24 protein-coding genes are annotated in these 19,587 nt (G+C 37.7%); 21 read left to right on the top strand and 3 right to left on the bottom strand.

Annotated elements, in window-relative coordinates:
* Positions 1 to 79 precede the first annotated feature (79 nt).
* The 8 genes from spoIIAA (at position 80) to lysA (ending at position 6,397) form a co-directional block, all read left to right on the top strand.
* The gene (gene spoIIAA / locus TY15_RS01250; protein WP_040208260.1) at positions 80 to 430 is read left to right on the top strand and encodes an anti-sigma F factor antagonist; all 351 of its coding nucleotides are present in this window, start codon (positions 80 to 82) and stop codon (positions 428 to 430) included.
* Positions 431 to 871 carry an anti-sigma F factor gene (spoIIAB, locus tag TY15_RS01245; RefSeq protein ID WP_040208261.1) on the top strand — a complete coding sequence of 147 codons (441 nt, stop codon included), beginning with the start codon at positions 431 to 433 and terminating at the stop codon, positions 869 to 871.
* Positions 872 to 883: 12 nt separating this feature from the next.
* A complete protein-coding gene (gene sigF / locus TY15_RS01240; protein ID WP_040208262.1) occupies positions 884 to 1,642 on the top strand; it encodes an RNA polymerase sporulation sigma factor SigF in 759 nt (252 codons plus the stop codon).
* Between the two features lie 94 nt (positions 1,643 to 1,736).
* Positions 1,737 to 2,357: a stage V sporulation protein AA gene (locus TY15_RS01235; protein WP_040208463.1), complete on the top strand. Its 621-nt coding sequence runs from the start codon at positions 1,737 to 1,739 to the stop codon at positions 2,355 to 2,357.
* Positions 2,347 to 2,769 carry a stage V sporulation protein AB gene (locus tag TY15_RS01230; RefSeq protein ID WP_040208264.1) on the top strand — a complete coding sequence of 141 codons (423 nt, stop codon included), beginning with the start codon at positions 2,347 to 2,349 and terminating at the stop codon, positions 2,767 to 2,769. The genes TY15_RS01235 and TY15_RS01230 overlap by 11 nt, the downstream gene beginning before the upstream one ends.
* Positions 2,770 to 2,887: 118 nt before the next feature.
* A complete protein-coding gene (gene spoVAEA / locus TY15_RS01225; protein ID WP_040208465.1) occupies positions 2,888 to 3,466 on the top strand; it encodes a stage V sporulation protein SpoVABEA in 579 nt (192 codons plus the stop codon).
* The gene (locus TY15_RS01220; protein WP_040208266.1) at positions 3,450 to 4,940 is read left to right on the top strand and encodes a spore germination protein; all 1,491 of its coding nucleotides are present in this window, start codon (positions 3,450 to 3,452) and stop codon (positions 4,938 to 4,940) included. Before spoVAEA ends, TY15_RS01220 begins: the two co-directional genes overlap by 17 nt.
* Positions 4,941 to 5,092: 152 nt before the next feature.
* On the top strand, positions 5,093 to 6,397 hold the full coding sequence (gene lysA, locus TY15_RS01215) for a diaminopimelate decarboxylase (protein WP_040208267.1): 1,305 nt from the start codon (positions 5,093 to 5,095) through the stop codon (positions 6,395 to 6,397).
* 55 nt (positions 6,398 to 6,452) lie between these two features.
* On the opposite strand, the gene TY15_RS01210 is transcribed toward lysA, so the two are convergent.
* The gene (locus tag TY15_RS01210) at positions 6,453 to 7,316 is read right to left on the bottom strand and encodes a DUF1002 domain-containing protein (protein WP_040208268.1); all 864 of its coding nucleotides are present in this window, start codon (positions 7,314 to 7,316) and stop codon (positions 6,453 to 6,455) included.
* 480 nt (positions 7,317 to 7,796) lie between these two features.
* Between TY15_RS01210 and TY15_RS01205 the strand changes: the two genes are divergently transcribed.
* The gene (locus TY15_RS01205) at positions 7,797 to 8,147 is read left to right on the top strand and encodes a GNAT family N-acetyltransferase (protein ID WP_040208269.1); all 351 of its coding nucleotides are present in this window, start codon (positions 7,797 to 7,799) and stop codon (positions 8,145 to 8,147) included.
* A 22-nt stretch (positions 8,148 to 8,169) separates the two neighbouring features.
* Here TY15_RS01205 and TY15_RS01200 read toward each other — a convergent pair whose 3' ends face one another.
* Together TY15_RS01200 and TY15_RS01195 are read right to left on the bottom strand one after the other, a co-directional pair.
* Complete coding sequence (locus tag TY15_RS01200; protein ID WP_040208271.1) at positions 8,170 to 8,691, bottom strand: DUF309 domain-containing protein; 522 nt, start codon at positions 8,689 to 8,691, stop codon at positions 8,170 to 8,172.
* A 122-nt stretch (positions 8,692 to 8,813) separates the two neighbouring features.
* Positions 8,814 to 8,903 (bottom strand): YjcZ family sporulation protein, encoded by a 90-nt coding sequence (locus tag TY15_RS01195; RefSeq protein WP_040208273.1) that lies wholly within the window; start codon positions 8,901 to 8,903, stop codon positions 8,814 to 8,816.
* A gap of 207 nt (positions 8,904 to 9,110) precedes the next feature.
* Between TY15_RS01195 and TY15_RS01190 the strand changes: the two genes are divergently transcribed.
* The 12 genes from TY15_RS01190 (at position 9,111) to ccsB (ending at position 19,371) form a co-directional block, all read left to right on the top strand.
* The gene (locus TY15_RS01190) at positions 9,111 to 9,881 is read left to right on the top strand and encodes a segregation/condensation protein A (protein ID WP_040208275.1); all 771 of its coding nucleotides are present in this window, start codon (positions 9,111 to 9,113) and stop codon (positions 9,879 to 9,881) included.
* Positions 9,868 to 10,455, top strand: coding sequence for an SMC-Scp complex subunit ScpB (gene scpB, locus TY15_RS01185; RefSeq protein WP_040208277.1), 588 nt, complete (start codon positions 9,868 to 9,870; stop codon positions 10,453 to 10,455). Before TY15_RS01190 ends, scpB begins: the two co-directional genes overlap by 14 nt.
* A 104-nt stretch (positions 10,456 to 10,559) precedes the next feature.
* Positions 10,560 to 10,979 carry a hypothetical protein gene (locus tag TY15_RS01180; RefSeq protein ID WP_040208278.1) on the top strand — a complete coding sequence of 140 codons (420 nt, stop codon included), beginning with the start codon at positions 10,560 to 10,562 and terminating at the stop codon, positions 10,977 to 10,979.
* 30 nt (positions 10,980 to 11,009) lie between these two features.
* On the top strand, positions 11,010 to 11,498 hold the full coding sequence (locus TY15_RS01175; RefSeq protein WP_040208280.1) for a YpuI family protein: 489 nt from the start codon (positions 11,010 to 11,012) through the stop codon (positions 11,496 to 11,498).
* Positions 11,499 to 11,667: 169 nt separating this feature from the next.
* Positions 11,668 to 12,558 carry a superoxide dismutase gene (locus TY15_RS01170; RefSeq protein ID WP_040208281.1) on the top strand — a complete coding sequence of 297 codons (891 nt, stop codon included), beginning with the start codon at positions 11,668 to 11,670 and terminating at the stop codon, positions 12,556 to 12,558.
* A 162-nt stretch (positions 12,559 to 12,720) separates the two neighbouring features.
* Complete coding sequence (locus TY15_RS01165) at positions 12,721 to 13,866, top strand: D-alanyl-D-alanine carboxypeptidase family protein (protein WP_096911899.1); 1,146 nt, start codon at positions 12,721 to 12,723, stop codon at positions 13,864 to 13,866.
* The gene (locus TY15_RS01160; protein ID WP_040208282.1) at positions 13,859 to 14,446 is read left to right on the top strand and encodes a nucleoside recognition domain-containing protein; all 588 of its coding nucleotides are present in this window, start codon (positions 13,859 to 13,861) and stop codon (positions 14,444 to 14,446) included. Before TY15_RS01165 ends, TY15_RS01160 begins: the two co-directional genes overlap by 8 nt.
* 7 nt (positions 14,447 to 14,453) lie before the next feature.
* Positions 14,454 to 14,990 (top strand): spore maturation protein, encoded by a 537-nt coding sequence (locus TY15_RS01155; protein WP_040208284.1) that lies wholly within the window; start codon positions 14,454 to 14,456, stop codon positions 14,988 to 14,990.
* A 199-nt stretch (positions 14,991 to 15,189) separates the two neighbouring features.
* Positions 15,190 to 15,927 carry a 23S rRNA pseudouridine(2605) synthase RluB gene (gene rluB, locus TY15_RS01150; RefSeq protein WP_040208286.1) on the top strand — a complete coding sequence of 246 codons (738 nt, stop codon included), beginning with the start codon at positions 15,190 to 15,192 and terminating at the stop codon, positions 15,925 to 15,927.
* Positions 15,928 to 16,023: 96 nt separating this feature from the next.
* Positions 16,024 to 16,548 (top strand): thiol-disulfide oxidoreductase ResA, encoded by a 525-nt coding sequence (gene resA, locus TY15_RS01145; protein WP_040208287.1) that lies wholly within the window; start codon positions 16,024 to 16,026, stop codon positions 16,546 to 16,548.
* Between the two features lie 21 nt (positions 16,549 to 16,569).
* The gene (gene resB, locus TY15_RS01140; RefSeq protein ID WP_040208288.1) at positions 16,570 to 18,195 is read left to right on the top strand and encodes a cytochrome c biogenesis protein ResB; all 1,626 of its coding nucleotides are present in this window, start codon (positions 16,570 to 16,572) and stop codon (positions 18,193 to 18,195) included.
* Positions 18,196 to 19,371 (top strand): c-type cytochrome biogenesis protein CcsB, encoded by a 1,176-nt coding sequence (gene ccsB / locus TY15_RS01135; protein WP_040208290.1) that lies wholly within the window; start codon positions 18,196 to 18,198, stop codon positions 19,369 to 19,371.
* Positions 19,372 to 19,587: the final 216 nt, after the last annotated feature.

Below are 19,587 nucleotides of genomic sequence, written 5' to 3'. Positions count from 1 at the left end.
CTAGTTTTGTATGTAAAGAAGGAAATCAGCTTTTAAGAGGCGAATTGACTCACTATACCAGATGAAGGAGGACGGGATAGTGAGTCTTAGCATTGATATGGAAACAAAACACGATGTTTTATGTATACGCTTAGGCGGTGAATTAGATCACCATACTGCGGATGAACTTCGCGAGCGAGCGACAGCAGTGATTGAAAAAAACGATATTCGTCATATTGTCTTAAATCTAGAACACCTTTCCTTTATGGATAGCTCTGGATTAGGAGTTATTTTAGGGAGATACAAACAAATAAAACAGGTGCACGGTGAAATGGTCGTTTGTGCAATTTCCCCTGCAATACAAAGGCTATTCGATATGTCTGGTTTATTTAAAATTATCAAATTAGAACCGACTGAGGAATTTGCATTGCAAAGATTGGGGGTGGCCTGAATGAAGAATCAGATGAACCTTCAATTCAGTGCTTTAAGTCAAAATGAGTCGTTTGCCCGTGTCACTGTTGCTGCATTTATTGCTCAGCTAGATCCAACAATGGATGAGCTGACTGAAATTAAGACCGTCGTGTCAGAAGCCGTGACAAATGCCATTATTCATGGCTATGAGAACGATCCAAATGGTATTGTGTATATTCAAGTTTCTATTGAAGATAGTCTGATTGATATGACCATAAAAGATGTTGGTTTGGGGATTGTCGATGTGGAGGAAGCTCGTCAGCCATTATTTACAACGAAGCCGGACTTAGAGAGATCCGGTATGGGTTTCACCATCATGGAAAATTTCATGGATGAGGTAGAGGTTCATTCACAGCCAGGTCGAGGAACCGAGGTTAGATTACTGAAGCATTTAAAACTTAACAAAATGCTTTGCAATTAAGGAGACTTGCCGATGGATGTGGAGGTCAAGAACGATAAAAGTCAAACGTATTTAAAGGATCATGAAGTGAAGGAGCTCATTAAAAAGAGCCAAGCAGGAGACCAGGACTCAAGAGATATAATTGTCGAAAAAAATATGCGTCTCGTCTGGTCTGTTGTCCAACGGTTTCTTAATAGAGGGTATGACCCAGATGACTTGTTTCAAATTGGATGTATCGGATTATTAAAGTCTGTAGATAAATTTGACCTATCCTACGATGTCAAGTTTTCAACCTATGCTGTGCCAATGATCATCGGTGAAATCCAACGATTTATCAGAGATGATGGTACTGTGAAGGTGAGCCGATCACTGAAAGAAATGGGAAATAAAATCCGGAAAGCAAAGGATGAATTATCGAAAACGTTTGGAAGAATCCCAACTGTTAACGAGATTTCAGCCCATCTTGAGCTTTCACCAGAGGATGTGATCCTTGCTCAGGAAGCTAGCAGAACCCCTTCGTCCATACATGAGACAGTTTATGAAAACGATGGAGATCCGATTACCTTACTAGACCAAATTGATGACGGTAATGAAGGAAAATGGTTTGATAAAATAGCTCTGAAAGAAGCTATTCGTGAATTGGATGAACGTGAGAGGCTTATTGTTTATTTAAGATATTATAAAGATCAGACCCAGTCAGAAGTAGCTGTTAGGCTTGGGATTTCCCAGGTACAGGTTTCAAGACTGGAAAAGAAGATTTTACAACAAATGAAAGACCGTATGGATCTCTAATCCATACGGTCTTTTTGTTGATTTAATACATGAAAAAACGCCAGATTATCCATACTACTCATACGAGGAAATCATTGTGTGGGAAGTGAATGTTTTGGAAAAAACAATCTACATCCGCATGCGGCACCGTGCACATGTCCGTCCAGAAGAAAAAATTTTATTAAAGGATGTCGCCCAAATCATTGCTCCAGAAGCGGCCCTATCAAATTTACGATCATTAATGATCCATCAGGTAACGGAAGGGGATCAAAATATCATCGTAATTGATGTCATGGAAGTAATCAAAAAGATCATCAACGAATTTGAAGATGTAGAAGTTCAATCCATTGGTCCTGCTCAGACGATAGTAGAAGTAATTTTTGAGAAAAAAAAGGTTTCGATCGCTTTTTTTATTCTAATATGGTTTTTATTGTTTTTTGGTTCGGCCATGACAATTATGAATTTCCATGATGATGTAAGTATGAGGAGCGTACAAGAAAAGATATATACCATTGTTACAGATAAAAAGGCAACAAAACCATTACTCTTTCAAATCCCTTATTCGATCGGACTAGGACTCGGAATGATCCTATTTTTTAATCATGTTTTCAAAAAGCGGTTAAATGAAGAACCAAGTCCACTTGAAGTAGAAATATTTAATTATCAGCTAGATTTAGATAATTATGTAGTCATCCATGAAAATAAGGAAAGTATGAAGCCAGTAAATGACGATTAAAATCCTATTAGTTTTATTTATAGGTTTAGCAAGTGGACTATCGGTGGGGGCAGGTTTTGTTGCATTTTTAACAGTACTTGGGGTTATTCCGAGACTGACCCAACTGTCAAAAACAATGGGGTTGATTCAATACTATGAATGGGCAGTCGTATGTGGGGTTCTCGTTGGAGTGTGGGCAAGCCTAAGGGACCCATTATTACATATTTCAGCATACATTTTAATCCCCCTTGGACTCACAGGTGGAGTGTTCGTTGGAATGTTAGCTGCTGGTTTAACAGAAGTAGTGAACGTTTTCCCAATATTGGCTAAAAGAATTCGTGTAGATGGGCAAATAATCATCTTAGTGATGGCTATTGTATTGGGAAAAATTTTTGGATCAATCTTTCAATGGCTTTATTTTGTTCATCAATAATATCGGACTGTTTAAAAAAAGCCTTGGAAGCCACGCATGAATAAAGGAGAAGAACTCATTTTTTACGGAAAATCAGATTTTAGGTGTTAATCTTTTCTAAATGAAGGGACATCAAAGTATGAGTATTCGGAGGCGCGTCATATTAGTTACCGACGGTGATGAATATGCAAAACGGGCTGTTGAGCACGTAGCCAGAGAGATTGGTGGACGCTGTATTTCTAGTTCATATGGAAATCCATCAACCCTAACAGGACCAGAGATCGTCAAGCTAATAAAAAAGGCGCCACAAGATCCGGTCCTAGTGATGTTTGATGATAGTGGCATAGTGGGGGAAGGTGCTGGTGAAACTGCACTGAAATATGTTGCCTCACACAAAGATATTGAAGTTTTAGGGGTCATTGCCGTTGCCGCCAAGTCAAGACATGAAGAATGGACAAGGGTTGATGTGTGTATTGATCGTGATGGAGTTTTGACGCCCTTTGGGGTAGATAAATTTGGTTTAGAAGAACATGAACTTGGCAGATTAAATGGAGATACCGTATATTGTCTAGATGAATTAACGATCCCAATTATTGTTGGGGTGGGTGATATTGGGAAAATGGCAAGACGTGACTCATACAAACTTGGGGCGCCGATCACCAAAAAGGCAGTTGAACTAATACTTGAAAGGAGTGGCTTTCATGTCGAGAAGCAATGAACAAAAATGGCCAATCCCTGAATCAACTCAAGAAATAGAAAATTATATGAAACAAAGGGTAGGGCTCGGAATTAGCTTCGATTTAGGGGTTAGAAAGCTGAAGGTTCTCAAAAAGGATGTCCAAATTTATTACTGTAATGGGCTTTGTGATACACGTTTTATTATTGAATTGATTGAAGAATTAGTCCAAATTAATGATCATGAAAAACAATCAACCAACCTGTATCAACTCGTGTACAATCGTTTGCTAAATCAATCTGTTCAACCGATTCAAACACTTGATGAAATTGTAGATTTAGTTCTTTCAGGACAGATTGTCGTTGTTATCGAGGGTGAGCATACGGCATTAGCAGTGGACGTCAGGAGTTACCCAGGACGGTCTCCTCAGGAGCCTGACACTGAAAAAGTGGTTCGAGGTGCACGCGACGGGTTTGTCGAGAATATCATTTTAAATACGGCCTTAACGAGAAGGAGAATTCGCGACGAACGCCTTCGCTTTGAAATGATAAAGGTGGGAGAAAGATCGAAGACGGATGTTGCACTGGGTTATATAGAGGACATAGCAGACCCTGACTTACTTAAAATCCTGAGAAAAGAAGTTAAAGCAATTAAGACGGATGGGATCCCAATGGGGGATAAAACGATTGAGGAATTTATTTTGAAACAGGGCTGGAATCCCTTTCCATTGGTTCGATATACAGAAAGAGCGGATGTAGCTGCAGCACATATTTTAGAAGGACATGTCATAATTTATTGTGATACTTCACCAAGTGTTATCATTACGCCAACCACTTTCTTCCATCATGTCCAGCACGCCGAAGAATTCAGGGAATCGCCTGCGATGGGTACGTTTGTGCGCTGGACCCGGTTTTTGGGAGTATTGGCGTCCATTTTACTACTTCCTTTATGGCTCCTCTTTGTGTTGGAACCATCCCTATTACCTAAGGAGATTGCCTTTATAGGGCCGAATGAACAAACGAATATTCCGGTTGTCGTTCAATTACTTTTAGCTGATTTCGGACTTGAATTTTTAAGAATGGCAGCCATACATACCCCTACCCCATTATCCACGGCCATGGGATTGATTGCCGCGGTATTGATTGGACAAATTGCCATTGATGTTGGTCTTTTTGTGCCAGAGGTCATACTTTATGTTGCAGTGGCAGGTATCGGAACATTCACAACACCGAGCTACGAGTTAGGGGTAGCAAATAAAATTGCCAGAATTATCCTTACTATATTGGTAGCTATGTTCCATACGCCTGGCTTTATCATCGGCAGTACGGTAATGTTTCTTTTTGTTGTCCATATGAGGGCACTTAACACGCCTTACTTTTGGCCATTTCTTCCTTTTGACCCAAAAGGATTTATGCAAATTGTTGTTCGTCGGGCAATACCTGGTTCCTTGCTAAGACCAAGTATTGTTCACCCACGAAACCGTTATCGACAGCCGCCTAAGGAGAATGAGAAATGATTGCGGATTTTTTTTAGTTATGCTAAAGTGATTTTAATTCTATTAGCAGGCTAATATCTAAAATAGGCAGTATCTTATGTAGATTCTGTCTATTTATTATTATAATGGTCTACATAAACTATAATGTGCTGCTTCGGAGAGAGGGAAAGCGAATGTATTTTTACGGGTCAACAGGTGTGAATAAACAGGGGAATTTAGAAATTGGTGGGGTGGATGCAGTTGAGTTAACACGGCAATTTGGGACCCCCTTGTATGTGTATGATGTTGCGTTAATGAGAGAAAGAGCGAGGGGTTTTAAACAAACATTTGATGATCTACAGGTTAAATCTCAAGTGGCCTATGCGAGTAAAGCCTTCTCGACAATTGCGATGATTCAATTAGCAGAAGAAGAGGGATTATCCCTCGATGTTGTATCTGGTGGTGAACTATATACAGCCATAGTAGCAGGATTTCCGGTTGAAAGAATTCATTTTCACGGAAATAATAAAAGTCGACAGGAATTAGAAATGGCCCTAGACCAGAGAATCGGATGTATTGTAGTAGATAATTTTACGGAAATGGAATTATTAAAAACAATTTGCCAAGAGAAAAAGGTAATAGTCAGTATTCTATTAAGAGTCACTCCTGGAATTGAAGCCCATACCCATGATTATATTTTAACAGGGCAAGAAGATTCGAAATTTGGTTTTGACCTTCAAAACGGACAGGCGGAAGCAGCCCTAAAAGAAGCGATTCAATTTGAATATTTTGATGTGCTTGGCCTTCATTGCCATATAGGTTCACAAATATTTGAAACAACAGGTTTTCTACTTGCGGCGAAGAAAATAGTAGAAAAGATGGTCCACTGGAAGATTGAATTATCTTTTGAAGCAAAGGTATTAAACTTAGGAGGAGGCTTTGGGATTCGCTATACAAACGAGGATGAACCCATTCCACCATCGCAATATGTACGTGAAATTATAACTGAAGTAAAACAGTTAACGGAACAATATACCTTAACAATGCCAGAAATTTGGATAGAACCGGGTCGCTCTCTTGTTGGTGATGCAGGAATTACCCTTTATCAAGTTGGCTCTTCAAAGGATGTTCCAGGGGTCAGGAAATATTTATCTGTAGATGGTGGAATGAGTGATAATATTCGTCCTGCCCTATATCAGGCAAAATATGAAGCAGTTCTTGCCAACAAACCGTTAGCAAAAGCCAGTGAAACTGTTTCAATAGCTGGAAAGTGCTGTGAATCGGGGGATATGTTGATTTGGGATTTACCGCTCCCTGAAGCTGGAGAAGAGGATATTTTAGCTGTATTTTGTACGGGTGCCTACGGCTATTCAATGTCAAATAACTATAACAGGATTCCTCGTCCAGCAGTTGTGTTTGTAGAAGATGGAATTTCGACCCTGGTGGTAAAAAGAGAATCATATGAAGACTTAGTAAGATTAGACTTACCATTAAAATAATTGCTAAGAAAAAAAGCTGTCGCAAAAAAGTGCGATAGCTTTTTTTCTACTCTGCTTAAGAAAAAATTGATTTTATAGCATCAATTAGCCAAATGAAAAATTGTTTGACTTTATCCAGAAAACCTTGTCCTTCTTCTGATTGAAGAAATTTAGAAATCCGGTCTTTTGCTTTATTCAACTGGTCACCAACTTGGTTCCAGTCAATATTTAAATCCTTGAGCTTGTTAAAAAAGTCAATTAACCTTTGCATTTGTTCATCTGTAAGAGTAACATTTAATTCTTTTGCAGCTTGTTCGATAATCTTTCGCAGTTCCTCATCATTTTTTGGCTTGTTTTTGGCTATTTCTTCTTTTACTTTGGCAATTAAGGCAGCGGCATTCTGATTTCCAATGGAATCACCAAGTTTAGCTGTTTCAACCATTTCCTGGTTAGCTGCTTGTTTCACTTCTTCGGGTATGGTTTTATCCGCTGAGATTTCATAGGCCTTTATAATCCCTGTTAAGGCAGCCGTTCCAGACACGGAAATCGGTGCAGTGATATAAATGTTGGCATCTTTGACTCCTGCTGTGATCAAGGCATTAACATACATTTCATCGGTTACCCAGTTAATATTCTTGGTCTTGACTTTGATTCCAGAACCCGCAGGTGCGATGGTAATGGCAGAAGAGGAGATGGCCTTAGTTCCAATTAATGATTTCGAGACGTATTTACCTAAATATTGATGCTCCTCTTCATTTGTAACGGTGACAATTTGAACGTCAGTGGGTGCGCCCATTTCTTCTAGTAAGGTATTTTTCTGTTCTTCTGTTAAATTTTCACCTAGTGTGACAATCATATCTCCTTCAGCCATGTCAGCAAAGCTACGGACAGGATAGAAGAGAATAGAGGCTAATAGAAGAAGTATGAGTATTTTTTTCATTTTTTTCCTCCTTGATGTCTAAGTTCGCCAAAAAAACTTAAGCTCATTTAATAATATAACCGAAACCTTTTATATAAACGAAATTTTTCATCCGAAAGTTTCATAGTTTTGAAATTCTAGTGGAGAATATGTAACAGTTATAAGAGAAAATAGATTATTTTTGTAATTTGGTGTAGAATGGTGGACAGGGAAGAACTCGTATGGGGGAAATTTTTTCATGAAAAGGAACTGGATTTTATTTGCTATCCTGATTGGTCTTTCTATTATTTGGGGATTAATCTACTGGATTTTTATCGTGCACTGATAAAATGACGAATTTAATTGATGATTTTCTATTTTTTATGTATGATTGTGTTTAGTGAAACATAATAAGGGCGACAACATATAATGAATACATGTTTATTATTCATCAATTTTGAAAAATATACTATTGCTAAACCAAGATATACGTCGGTTTATTTCATATAATGAGGGATCAAAATGTTAATTCGTTATAAGAAGACATTCGAAAAAATAGCTATGGGCTTATTGTCCTTTATGCCAAGTGAAAAGGATTTAAAGAAGCTTCAGGTAACCATGAAGGAATATGAGACAGAAGAGAATTGGCAGCTTTTTCTTTGGAAAGAAGAAGATATCATTGGTTTGTTAGGGGTCATTGATGAACATGATACCAATACTTTAGTCATTCAGCATATTTCTGTTAACCCGTCCCATCGTTTTCAGGGAATTGGGAAAAAAATGGTGAAGGCACTGCGAGAAATGCATACGGATAAAGAAATAATTTCAAATGAAAATACGGCTGCATTCATCGAAAAATGTGATGTGTGCTAGCTCGACTAAAAAGGCAGCGAATTCATTCGTTGCCTTTTCTTATTTTTAAAGATTGCTGTCTTTCCTCAATCACACTGGATCGATCCCGTAATAAATGACGATGGATGAGATGATTATCAGTGTTATTACTATCTTTTCCCCATTGAAACCCTTTTTGTTGACAATAGTTTTTGCCCAATTTTTCAAGGTTTGGATCACGAATAGGTAAAATAAAGCTTTTGTAGGCTTTATTTTTTGCTATTAACGATAAACGTTCATTTAATAAATCTCTCATCTGATTTATGTCCAAACCGAGTGAAGTGAGTGAATCCGACTGCACTTCGAAAATCTTCACTGCTTTTTCTAATGTTTTGATTGCACCACTAAAGTTATCTCTGCGATGATGGTAAGTTGAAACAGCAAGTAAAATGAGACCTACCCAGATAGATGATTTGTTCCGACTATCTGTTTCTTTCCAATATTCTTCGAGTATCTCATGGCATTCAAAATAATCACGATCACCATGAAAATGGGCTAAAAATTGAATATACTCGATAGGATACAAATGATCACCCCTAACAGATCTATGTATCTTTATTTTATCATAATAAGGTAACTCCAATAGGAAGAAAAAAACCCGTCATAATTGACGGGTTCCTACCGCTAAAGTTCGCTCTCATTTTTTAATTAGTAAACCCAAGAAGCACCAACGATAATTAACAAAATGAATAGAACGACGATTAAAGCAAAACCAGCTCCAAATCCACCTTCTGACATAATAAAGACCTCCTAAAATTAATGTTGTTTACCTTGTCATCATATGTAGGATAGTTGTCCACTGCTATGGGCAAACATCATGATTTGTTAATAATGCAGATAAAGGTTGATTTTTCTATTGGATAACGTCACATGAATCCACTATACTATTAATAGTCATAATGAATGATAATTGAAATTTATTTTTAAGGATTTTGGTGAATAAACATGCCGTACCAGGTAAAGATTGATGCTTTTGAAGGGCCGTTAGATTTACTTCTTCATTTAATTAATCGGCTCGAGATTGATATATATGATATTCCCGTTGCTGAAATTACTGAGCAATATTTAATATATATTAAAACGATGAATGAGTTACAGTTGGATGTTGCCAGTGAGTTTTTAGTTATGGCAGCTACATTGCTTGTGATTAAGAGTAAAATGCTCTTACCAAAGCATGAAGAGCTTTACGATGAGGTAGATGATGAAATGTCATATGAGGAGGATCCTCGGGACGAGCTAGTTGAGCGCTTGATTGAATATCGAAAATATAAAGAAGCAGCACATGATCTAAAGGCAATGGAGGAAGAACGAGGGCTCATGTATACGAAGCCGCCTAGTGATCTTTCCGATTTTGCGAAAGAAAAACAGCCAGAAAGAACGGAGAGCAATGTCTCCTTATATGATATGCTGGCAGCTTTTCAAAAATTGTTACGAAGAAAGAAGTTGCAGCGTCCAATGGCGACAAAAATTGCTCGCCAGGAAATATCGATTGAGAAAAGAATGACTGAAATCATGAATGAATTGAAACAGTTATCTGGACGGAAAAACTTTAATGATTTATTCCCTTTTCCGGCTAAAGATCATATCGTGGTGACCTTTTTAGCTATTTTAGAACTTATTAAAAGAAAAGTGGTTGACGTGGAACAAAAAGAAAACTTTGGTGATATTTTTGTTGAGGCTGTTAAGGAAGAGGGGAAAGTAGTTGGAAATAATTAATTGGAACAGTATACTTGAAAGCCTTTTGTTTGCGGCAGGAGATGAAGGGCTTTCCCTTAAGCAATTAGCTGAAGTTTTAGAAGTCGATGAATTTAAGGCAAGTGAAATCATTGAAAATTTAAGACAAGAATATGACCAGAATAATCAAAGGGGGATTATGATTGTTCAGCTTGCTGGGACATTTCAACTTGCCACGAAAAAGGAAAATGCCACTTATTTAAAGAAGTTAGTTGATTCGCCACATACATCAACCTTGTCACAGGCTGCATTAGAGACATTAGCGATCATCGCCTATAAACAGCCTATCACCCGAACTGAAATAGAAGAAATTCGTGGAGTAAAAACGGAACGACCACTACATACACTTGTTTCAAAGGTATTGATAAAAGAAGTTGGCCGAGCTGAGGGGACAGGAAGGGCTATTTTATATGGAACAACTAAAGAATTTTTGGATTATTTTGGACTGAAAAGTCTAAAGGAACTTCCACAGCTTCCGGATAAGGATGAGGAAGAGTTTATTCAAGAAGAAGCTGATTTATTTTTCGAGAAATTTCAGGAAACGATTAACTCCTAAAATACAATCTTGTGTAGGAATTTATGCTAAAATAAAAATACGCTTTAATGAATGAGTTTGTCATGCGAAAAGGACTAAACAGTTGGATAAGGAGCGGGATTACATTGCTAATTAAAGAGTGTAAGGGATTTGAATTAGAAAAAGAAAAATCAAATACTTCTGAGGATTTTTTTAACAGAAGTGAAGTTACTTTCGTGGAAGATGGAGAAGAAAAAACACTTCATGTGTTATATGTAAGATATTTCGACGAATTCCTTCATGAGTTTACTCCATATGAACAAGACCCGATTATTTTGCAGCCGGAAATGGAAGTCACCTTTAAAGAAATCGTTGCACTTGTTTGTCTTTTGAAAAATCCAGGTCTTCGCAGCCGTAAACGTCTATATATTAATTCTAAGTATGACTTTGCTTCCTATTTTCAAGATATAAACTACAATAAGTTACCAGAGATATTATTGACGCTTAAGGAAAAGAAAGAATTTGAACTTCGTTCTCCACTTGAGTTCATCAAGCAGCCGCAATAATTAAAAACTAGGATAAAGTAGGAGGAAACCATGGGGAATACGTTAGTAAAAACACAACTAAATGACGTAAAAGATTTTTTAGCGAAAGCCATTTCGACACTTGAGGATTTTTTAAATGAAACGACCATTGCACAATTGAATTTAACGACAGATGAAGAGCGTTTGTATAATAAGTTGATTTTTTCAAATTTACGAAAGTTAGTTGTCTATAGTGAAGAAAGTTTAGAGACATGCGCTGTTATTTTACAAAACGATCCTTTTCAAAAAGCAGCGGCTGAAAAAACACTATATAAAATCTATCATCAATGTATTGAAGAGTTTTTCTCTCCAAAGAATGATGCCTGGTTTGAAGATAGCAGATCCGCTTATACCGGAAGAAATTCGATTAAATTTTATCGTAGTGTTTCAGAAAATGTCGTCCAGCTCATTAAGAGTCTAGAAAGTGATTTTCAAAGAATTCGTGAAGAACTAGAGTATTATGAAACAGATTATCGAACAAAAATGATCCAATCAAAATAAATGCTGTTGTAACATATCGTACTGAGGTAACATGAAAATGAAAATTAGTAATGAAAGACTGCCCATATTGGCAGTCTTTTCTTGTTCTTAACAACTGCACTCCCTCATACCTTTTAGGAGGATTACTTGAAGAAAAAATTAAATAAGCAAGATGGAATGAGGGAAGGATATGGATCGGTTTAGCCATTATGTGAATGAATTATTTGTTTGGAATGAGCAAATGAAACAATTTCTGCAATCAGAAAAAGTTGGCCAGGATTCTGAATTATGGGGAAAGCTTGATCATTTCACTGAATTAATCGAAAGCACAAACCGAGAGTTATCCAATGAAGAATTACTAAGTCTTCAGGCAAAGGCTGAGCTCATTCATGAGGAATTAGAACAGTATTTTAAAAGGAAACAAGAAATAGGAAATGTTTGGGTGGTAGAAAAGGTGCTTTCACCGGGAGGACATTCATTACCAGAACTACCCTATCCGTATAATGCCTTAGAACCCTATATCTCAGAGGAAATCATGATATTGCATCATGATAAACATCATCGTGCCTATGTGGAGGGATTAAATAAGGCTGAACTTAATCTAAAAAAGGCCAGGGAAACCAATGATTTCTCACTTATTAAGCATTGGTCACGAGAGCTTGCTTTTCATGGTTCTGGCCATTACCTTCACACTATTTTTTGGAGAAATATGAGCCCAAATGGTGGTGGAAGTCCTGAGGGTCTCTTAAAAGGAGAAATAGAACGTTATTTTGGCAGCTTTGATGCCTTTAAAAAACAGTTCTCTGAAGCTGCAAAGCAAGTTGAGGGGGTAGGTTGGGCACTGCTGGTTTGGTCACCACGTGCAAGGCATTTGGAAGTGTTACAATCTGAGCGACATATGTTGCTAACTCAATGGGACACCATACCGCTCCTTGTACTGGACGTCTGGGAGCATGCCTACTATCTTCAATACAGGAATAACCGAGCAGAATATGTGGATCATTGGTGGAATCTTGTAAACTGGCATGATGTTGAAATGAGGTTTGAAAAAGCAGCAGATATAAAATGGCCTGCGGTTTAATTGTATTACACCAGCAAACTCGTCAAATGACGAGTTTTTTTCGTTGCTAACATGGAGCATTGGCTTTACTAATTATTTGTCATATCAGATGGGGACTTGCATAGACTTGTACAAAGCGTAAATGTAGACAAGTTGAGATAAGAAGGAGACGAGGTTAATCTGATGAGAATGATTTCAAAGCTAATAATTTTTTCCCTCATGGTCTCACTACTAATCGTAAACATTCCTCAAAAGGTTGATGCTTCCCTTGGAGTTAGTGCGGCGAGCGCTGTTCTTATCGAGCAAAAATCTGGACGGGTCTTGTTTGAGAAGGATGCCCATACGAAAAGAAGAATTGCAAGCATCACAAAAATTATGACAGCCATTCTAGCCATTGAGTCGGGAAAAATGGACCAGTTCGTAAAAGTGAGTGAAAAAGCCACACATACCGAAGGATCGTCGGTCTATTTGAAGCCAGGAGAAAAATTGAAACTTAATGATCTGGTCTATGGGTTAATGCTTAGATCTGGGAATGATACCGCAGTAGCAATTGCTGAATATGTAGGTGGCAGTATTGATGGGTTTGCCTATTTAATGAATCAAAAGGCAAGGGAGATTGGAATGTATGATACCCATTTCGCCAATCCCCACGGCCTTGATGATCATGAAGACCATTATTCAACTGCCTATGACATGGCAATCCTTATGCGTTATGCAATGCAAAATAAAACCTTTCAAAAAATATCCGGAACCAAGGTATATCGTGCCCCTAATCCAACAGAAAATTGGGATCGGGTATGGAAAAACAAGAATCGATTATTAACCAAATATAAATATACGACTGGTGGAAAAACGGGCTATACGAAACTAGCGAAACGAACACTTGTCACCACGGCTACAAAAGGCGATATGAATTTAATCGCTGTCACCTTAAATGGTCCAAATGATTGGAATGATCATATATCCATGTATGAGGGTGGGTTTAAAGGGTTTGATATGACAGAAATAGTGACGAAGGGCAAGTTAGATATATCAAAAAATAAATATTATAAGGATCACTTATACGTGAAAAAATCAATAATATATCCAGCAACAAATGAAGAAATGGAGAAGTTCTCTGTAAAGTATAAGTTAAGCAAGCCTACTAAAGATTTAAAGGATTCCAAAAATGAGGTAAAAGTTGGTAAGGCGGCTGTTTACCTGGATGGGAGAGTTGTCCTAGAAACACCTATCTACTATGAAAACAACCAAACTAAAAAGAAGAAGGGTATGTTTGACTTTGTAAAGGATATTTTCCTTTCAATTATAGGTGTGAGTACAGATGGTTAACTATATATGGGTGTTTATGACGATTGTTGGTTTACTATTTGCAGTCATTAACGGTACCTGGCATGAGGTAAATATAGCAATTTTTGATGGAGCAAAAGAAGCGGTTACTCTTTGTATTGGTCTTATAAGTGTTCTTGTTTTCTGGCTTGGTATGATGCGGATTGCTGAGGAGTCGGGACTCCTTGAGAAGCTATCCAAATTATTTCGGCCACTAGTGAAAATATTATTTCCTGACGTACCAGCTAATCATCCCGCAATGGGCTACATTCTATCAAACATGATTTCGAACATGTTTGGGTTAGGGAATGCAGCTACACCACTTGGGATCAAAGCTATGGAAGAATTAAAAAAGTTAAATGGTGGTAAAACAGAGGCAAGTAGATCGATGGTTACCTTTTTGGCTATAAACACAGCTAGTGTTACCATCATTCCAACCACTGTTATTGCAATAAGAATGAATTATCATTCTGCATCTCCCACTGAAATTGTGGTACCCACCATCATTGCTACGCTCCTTTCAGCAATCGGGGCGATGCTGATCGACCGTTATTTTTATTATCGTAGAAGCCGAAAAGGATGATGAGAGGATGGCGATAATCACCTATATCTCGTTAACTTTTATTCCGTTATTAATTGGATTTATACTTTTATATGGCACCTTTAAGAAAGTGCCCACCTATGAGAGCTTTGTTGAAGGTGGGAAAGAAGGAATTAAGATAGCAGTCTCCATCATTCCCTTTCTCGTCGGAATGTTTGTAGCAATCTCTATTTTTCGGGCATCAGGCGCTCTCGATGCATTAATGAATGCAATTAGACCAATCATGAAGTCAATTGGTGTCCCTGCTGAAATTGTACCTTTGCTAATCATTCGGCCAATTTCAGGTACGGCAGCTCTGGGGATGACAAGTGATTTAATTGCTGTGTATGGACCTGATTCCTTTATTGGCAGGCTTGCGTCAGTCCTGCAGGGAAGTACGGATACCACTTTTTATGTACTAACGGTTTACTTCGGTGCAGTTGGGATTAAAAAGATGGGCGATGCTTTAAAAGTGGGACTCCTTGCAGACGTAGTTGGTATCATCGTTTCCATCATTGTAGTGGGCTTAATTTTTGGGTTAAAATAGCTAGATTGACTAGTGGTGTTCCAATGGGGAACACCCTTTTTATTTTTCTAGGAAAATAAACCCCGTTACTTTGAAAAGTGGAGAAATTGTGTCATAATTCATAAGGATAGTATAGTAGGCAAGTTTTAACAGTAAATAGGAAAGATTCCAATTTACTTATTGAATTCTATAAGATCCGGAAAAATTTAGAGGTGAAATAATGGAAAGATTACAAAAGGTGATTGCACGTGCAGGTATTGCATCAAGAAGGAAGGCCGAGGAACTAATAAAAGAAGGCCATGTAAAGGTAAATGGAAAAGTTGTCAGAGAGCTAGGAGTAAAAGTAACACCTTCCGATAAAGTAGAGGTGGATGAAATACAAATTGAGAAGGAAGAACCTGTTTATTTCCTATTATATAAACCAAGAGGGGTTATTTCTAGTGTAAGCGATGACAAGGGGAGGAAGGTTGTCACTGATTTCTTCTCGAATTTTAAAGAGCGAATTTTTCCTGTTGGACGACTTGATTATGATACTTCAGGATTGTTGCTATTAACAAATGACGGTGAATTCGCCAACTTGCTTATGCATCCGAAGAATGAAATTGATAAGGTATACGTTGCCAAAACAAAAGGGATTCCACAGCGAGAAGATTTAAGGAAGTTAGAAAAGGGAATACGTCTCGAAGATGGCAAAACGGCGCCTGCCAAAGTTAAATTACTCTCTGCAGATAAAAAGAAACAAACAGCGATTGTGGAAATAGCGATTCATGAGGGACGGAATCGTCAAGTTAGGCGGATGTTTGAAGCAATCGGGAACGAAGTGTTGAAATTAAAGCGTGAACGCTATGGATTTTTGAATTTGAACGGGTTGAAAGCTGGAGAGGCAAGGGAATTGACTCCGCATGAGGTAAAGCAACTAAGGGCACTTGCGATTGATGTTTCGAGGAAAAATTCATAAAATCGTCACATTTACTTTCTTTCATTAACACAGTGTTCGTGTTGAAAAATGATATAATTTAGACAACTGTGTCTTGTATTTATTGGAGGGTTTTTTATGAAAAAACGGCGATTAGTGATGAGGACGATCATTTTACTTGTTTTGGGTGCTGCCGTCGCCTATTCGCTTTATTCTAATCTTACAAAAGATAATAAACAAAAGGTCGCGATTGGTGATAAAGCACCTGATTTTGTGTTGGTCGATATGCAAGGGAACAAACATCGTCTTTCTGATTATCGAGGGCAGGGAGTTTTTTTAAACTTCTGGGGAACGTGGTGTCCACCATGCAAGAAGGAAATGCCGTATATCAATAATCAATACCTGCAATATAAAGATAAAGGGGTTCAAGTTTTATCAATAGATATTCAGGAGCCCAAACTCGCTGTCAATCAATTTGCAGAACGTTACAAACTTGATTTCCCTATAATGATTGATACAGATAAAGAAGTCATGAACGTTTATGGTATAGACCCACTTCCGGCCACCTTTTTGATTGACAAAAATGGGGATGTGGTGAAATATCATACTGGAGAAATGACTGAAAATATGATTAAGGACTTTATGGAAAAAATAAAACCTTAAGATTGTAGGGAGTTTTTTAGAATGAATGATGTGAAATGCGAATGTGGGCATGTGAATCCACATGGAACCGTTTTGTGTGAGGCCTGTGGAAAAGTGCTTGATGAACAAGAAAAGAACAAAAAAGAACTTCTTGACATGCGCTATGAAGGTAGTGCACGACGATCTCAAACATATAACAAAACAATAATTGATAAAATTTGGAATTTTTTCTCATCAGTAAAGGTTGGCGTTTGGATCATAATCGTTATCTTAGTTGCTTCCACACTTGGAACAATTTTACCTCAGGAAATGTATATTAATCTACCTGCGGACGTGTACTATGAGCAAGAGTATGGCTGGTTTGGGAAATTATATTATCAGCTGGGCTTACATGACTTGTATGGCTCATGGTGGTACCTATTGTTAATAGCAATGCTTGGAACTTCACTTGTAATTTGCAGCCTTGACAGGGTTGTGCCCCTATACAAGGCATTGAAAGCGCAAAGAGTCACACGACATGAAGGATTTTTAAAGCGACAACGAGTATTTGGTATTAATGACAACGTCGACGAAAGTGATTTAAATGCTATTAAAAAGCATTTGAAGGAAAGACGCTATCATGTCAGAGAAGAGAATGGGGATTTATTAGCAGAAAAAGGTCGTTTTTCACGTTGGGGGCCCTATGTTAACCATATCGGTTTAATTATCTTTTTATTTGGTGGGATGCTTCGATTTATCCCTGGATTTTATGTGAATGAAAATCTTTGGGTAAAGGAAGGCGAAACAGCTGTAGTTCCAGAAACAAGTGAACAATTCTATCTTCAAAATAACCAATTTATTCTGCAACATTATGATAAGGATAAAGATAAAACGTTTGAAAAAGCGATCGAAGAGGCAGGCGAGGTCGTTAAGAATTATCAATCCAATGTGGTTTTATATAAACGAGTGAGTGATAATCTTCCTGGAGAAAAACCAAAACTAGAAAAAGTTAAGGAATATAAGGTTCGAGTCAATCACCCGTTAACCTTTGAGGGGTATTCTGTTTTCCAATCCTCATATAGAAGTGAACTAAAAGCGATGACATTTTTTCTCACAAATAAAACGACAAATCAGTCATTTGGGGAATTGAAAATTGACCTTGAAGATCCACAGGCAAAGTATGACTTAGGCAATGGATATTCTGTTGAAATCCTTAACTATTTTCCTGATTTTGAATTCAACAAAGACGGGGAGCCAACAACAAAGTCGCGGGTACCAAACAATCCTGCCTTTGTCTTCAAAATGGTAACTCCAGATATTCCTAAAGGGGAGACGAGTTTCGTCGCTATTAAACAAACGATTGAGCCATTTGGAGATAATCAATTTAAGATGGCCTTTAAAGGGATTGACACCAAAAATGTTTCAGGATTCACTGTTCGGAAGGATTCATCCTTATGGGCGATTATATTAGGTGGGATTATATTCATGATTGGTGTTATACAAGGTGCCTATTGGAATCATCGTCGAATCTGGGTTCAAAATAAAAATGGACAAGTTTGGATTGCAGCGCATACCAATAAAAATTGGTACGGTATAAAAAAAGAAATTGAAACGATTCTAACGGATACAAAGCTTGACATCCCAGATGATCAACTTCAACTGGAAAATTCGGATAAAGGGGGAGTCTAGTTGGCAACACTAAGTAGTAATTTATTATTTATCGCATTTATACTTTATTTAGTCGCTACCCTGTTTTATGGTGGTTCCATTAAAACAAAAAATGAACAGAATGGAACCAACCGCTGGGGGAAAATAGCTGTATTTTTAACGATTGTTGGTTTTGTATCACAACTTGGCTACTTTATCACTAGATGGATTGCAGCGGGGCACGCTCCTGTCAGTAATATGTTTGAATTTACGACTTTCTTCGGAATGGCTCTTGTCGGAGCATTTATCGTTATTTATTTTATTTATCGGACAACCTTACTGGGATTATTTACAATGCCTGTTGCCATCCTGGTCATTGCGTACGCGAGTATGTTTCCAAAGGAAATTACTCCACTAATACCGGCATTACAAAGTTATTGGTTACATATTCATGTAACGACAGCTGCAATGGGGGAAGCAATTTTAGCTATTAGTTTCGCGGCTGGTCTTATTTATTTGGTAAAAGCGATTGACCAAACAAAATCGACCAAACAAACCTTTTGGCTTGAAATGGTCATGTTTTCGTTAGTGACCGTTCTCGGCTTTGTGGTTGTTTCATCTGTATTTTCCGGTATGGGTTATCATGAAAAATTTAATTGGATTGATAAGCATGATGCTACGGCTGTTATGGAGTACACGATGCCTGCAATTACAGGTCCAAATGAGGGCGAATTACTGACAAAAGGTGGTTATAGTCCATTAGTTGAAATGCCTGCTTTCATCAATGCCAAAAAACTAAACACAGTCATTTGGTCTTTAATGGGAGGACTTGTTTTATATGGGCTAATCAGAACAATCTTAAGGAAACGGATTGCAGCTGCGCTTAAACCACTTGTTAAAAATATCAAACTCGATTTTGTTGATGAGATTAGTTATCGATCAGTTTTAATTGGTTTCCCTGTTTTTACACTAGGTGCCCTGATCTTTGCGATGATTTGGGCCCAGATGGCCTGGTCTAGATTTTGGGGTTGGGATCCCAAAGAAGTTTGGGCATTAATCACTTGGTTGTTTTATGCCGCATTTTTGCACCTACGTCTTTCCAAAGGGTGGCATGGAGAAAAATCAGCATGGCTAGCTGTTATTGGTTTTGTTATTATAATGTTTAATCTAGTAGCAGTAAATCTTGTGATTGCCGGCCTTCATTCCTATGCGGGTTAATAAGGTTTATATGGACCTATAATGAACTTATAGCCTTCACTTTGAACAGTGGAGGCTTTTTTAAAAAAGTTAAGAAAGAATAAATTTTGACTTTGAGAATGGTCCAGCTCCAGGCGACTTGCGCTTTTCTTTAAAATCAAGTTATTATTCTCAATGTAGGAGATTGTCAAATTTTTGACACTTTTTAAAAGAGTAATTACCGTGAATATGTAGCAA

The sequence above is a fragment of the Neobacillus jeddahensis genome (genome assembly GCF_000612625.1).
GTDB lineage: Bacteria > Bacillota > Bacilli > Bacillales > Cytobacillaceae > Neobacillus > Neobacillus jeddahensis.
Note: the sequence above shows the minus strand (reverse complement) of the source record. Positions and strands in the feature narration are given on the sequence as shown.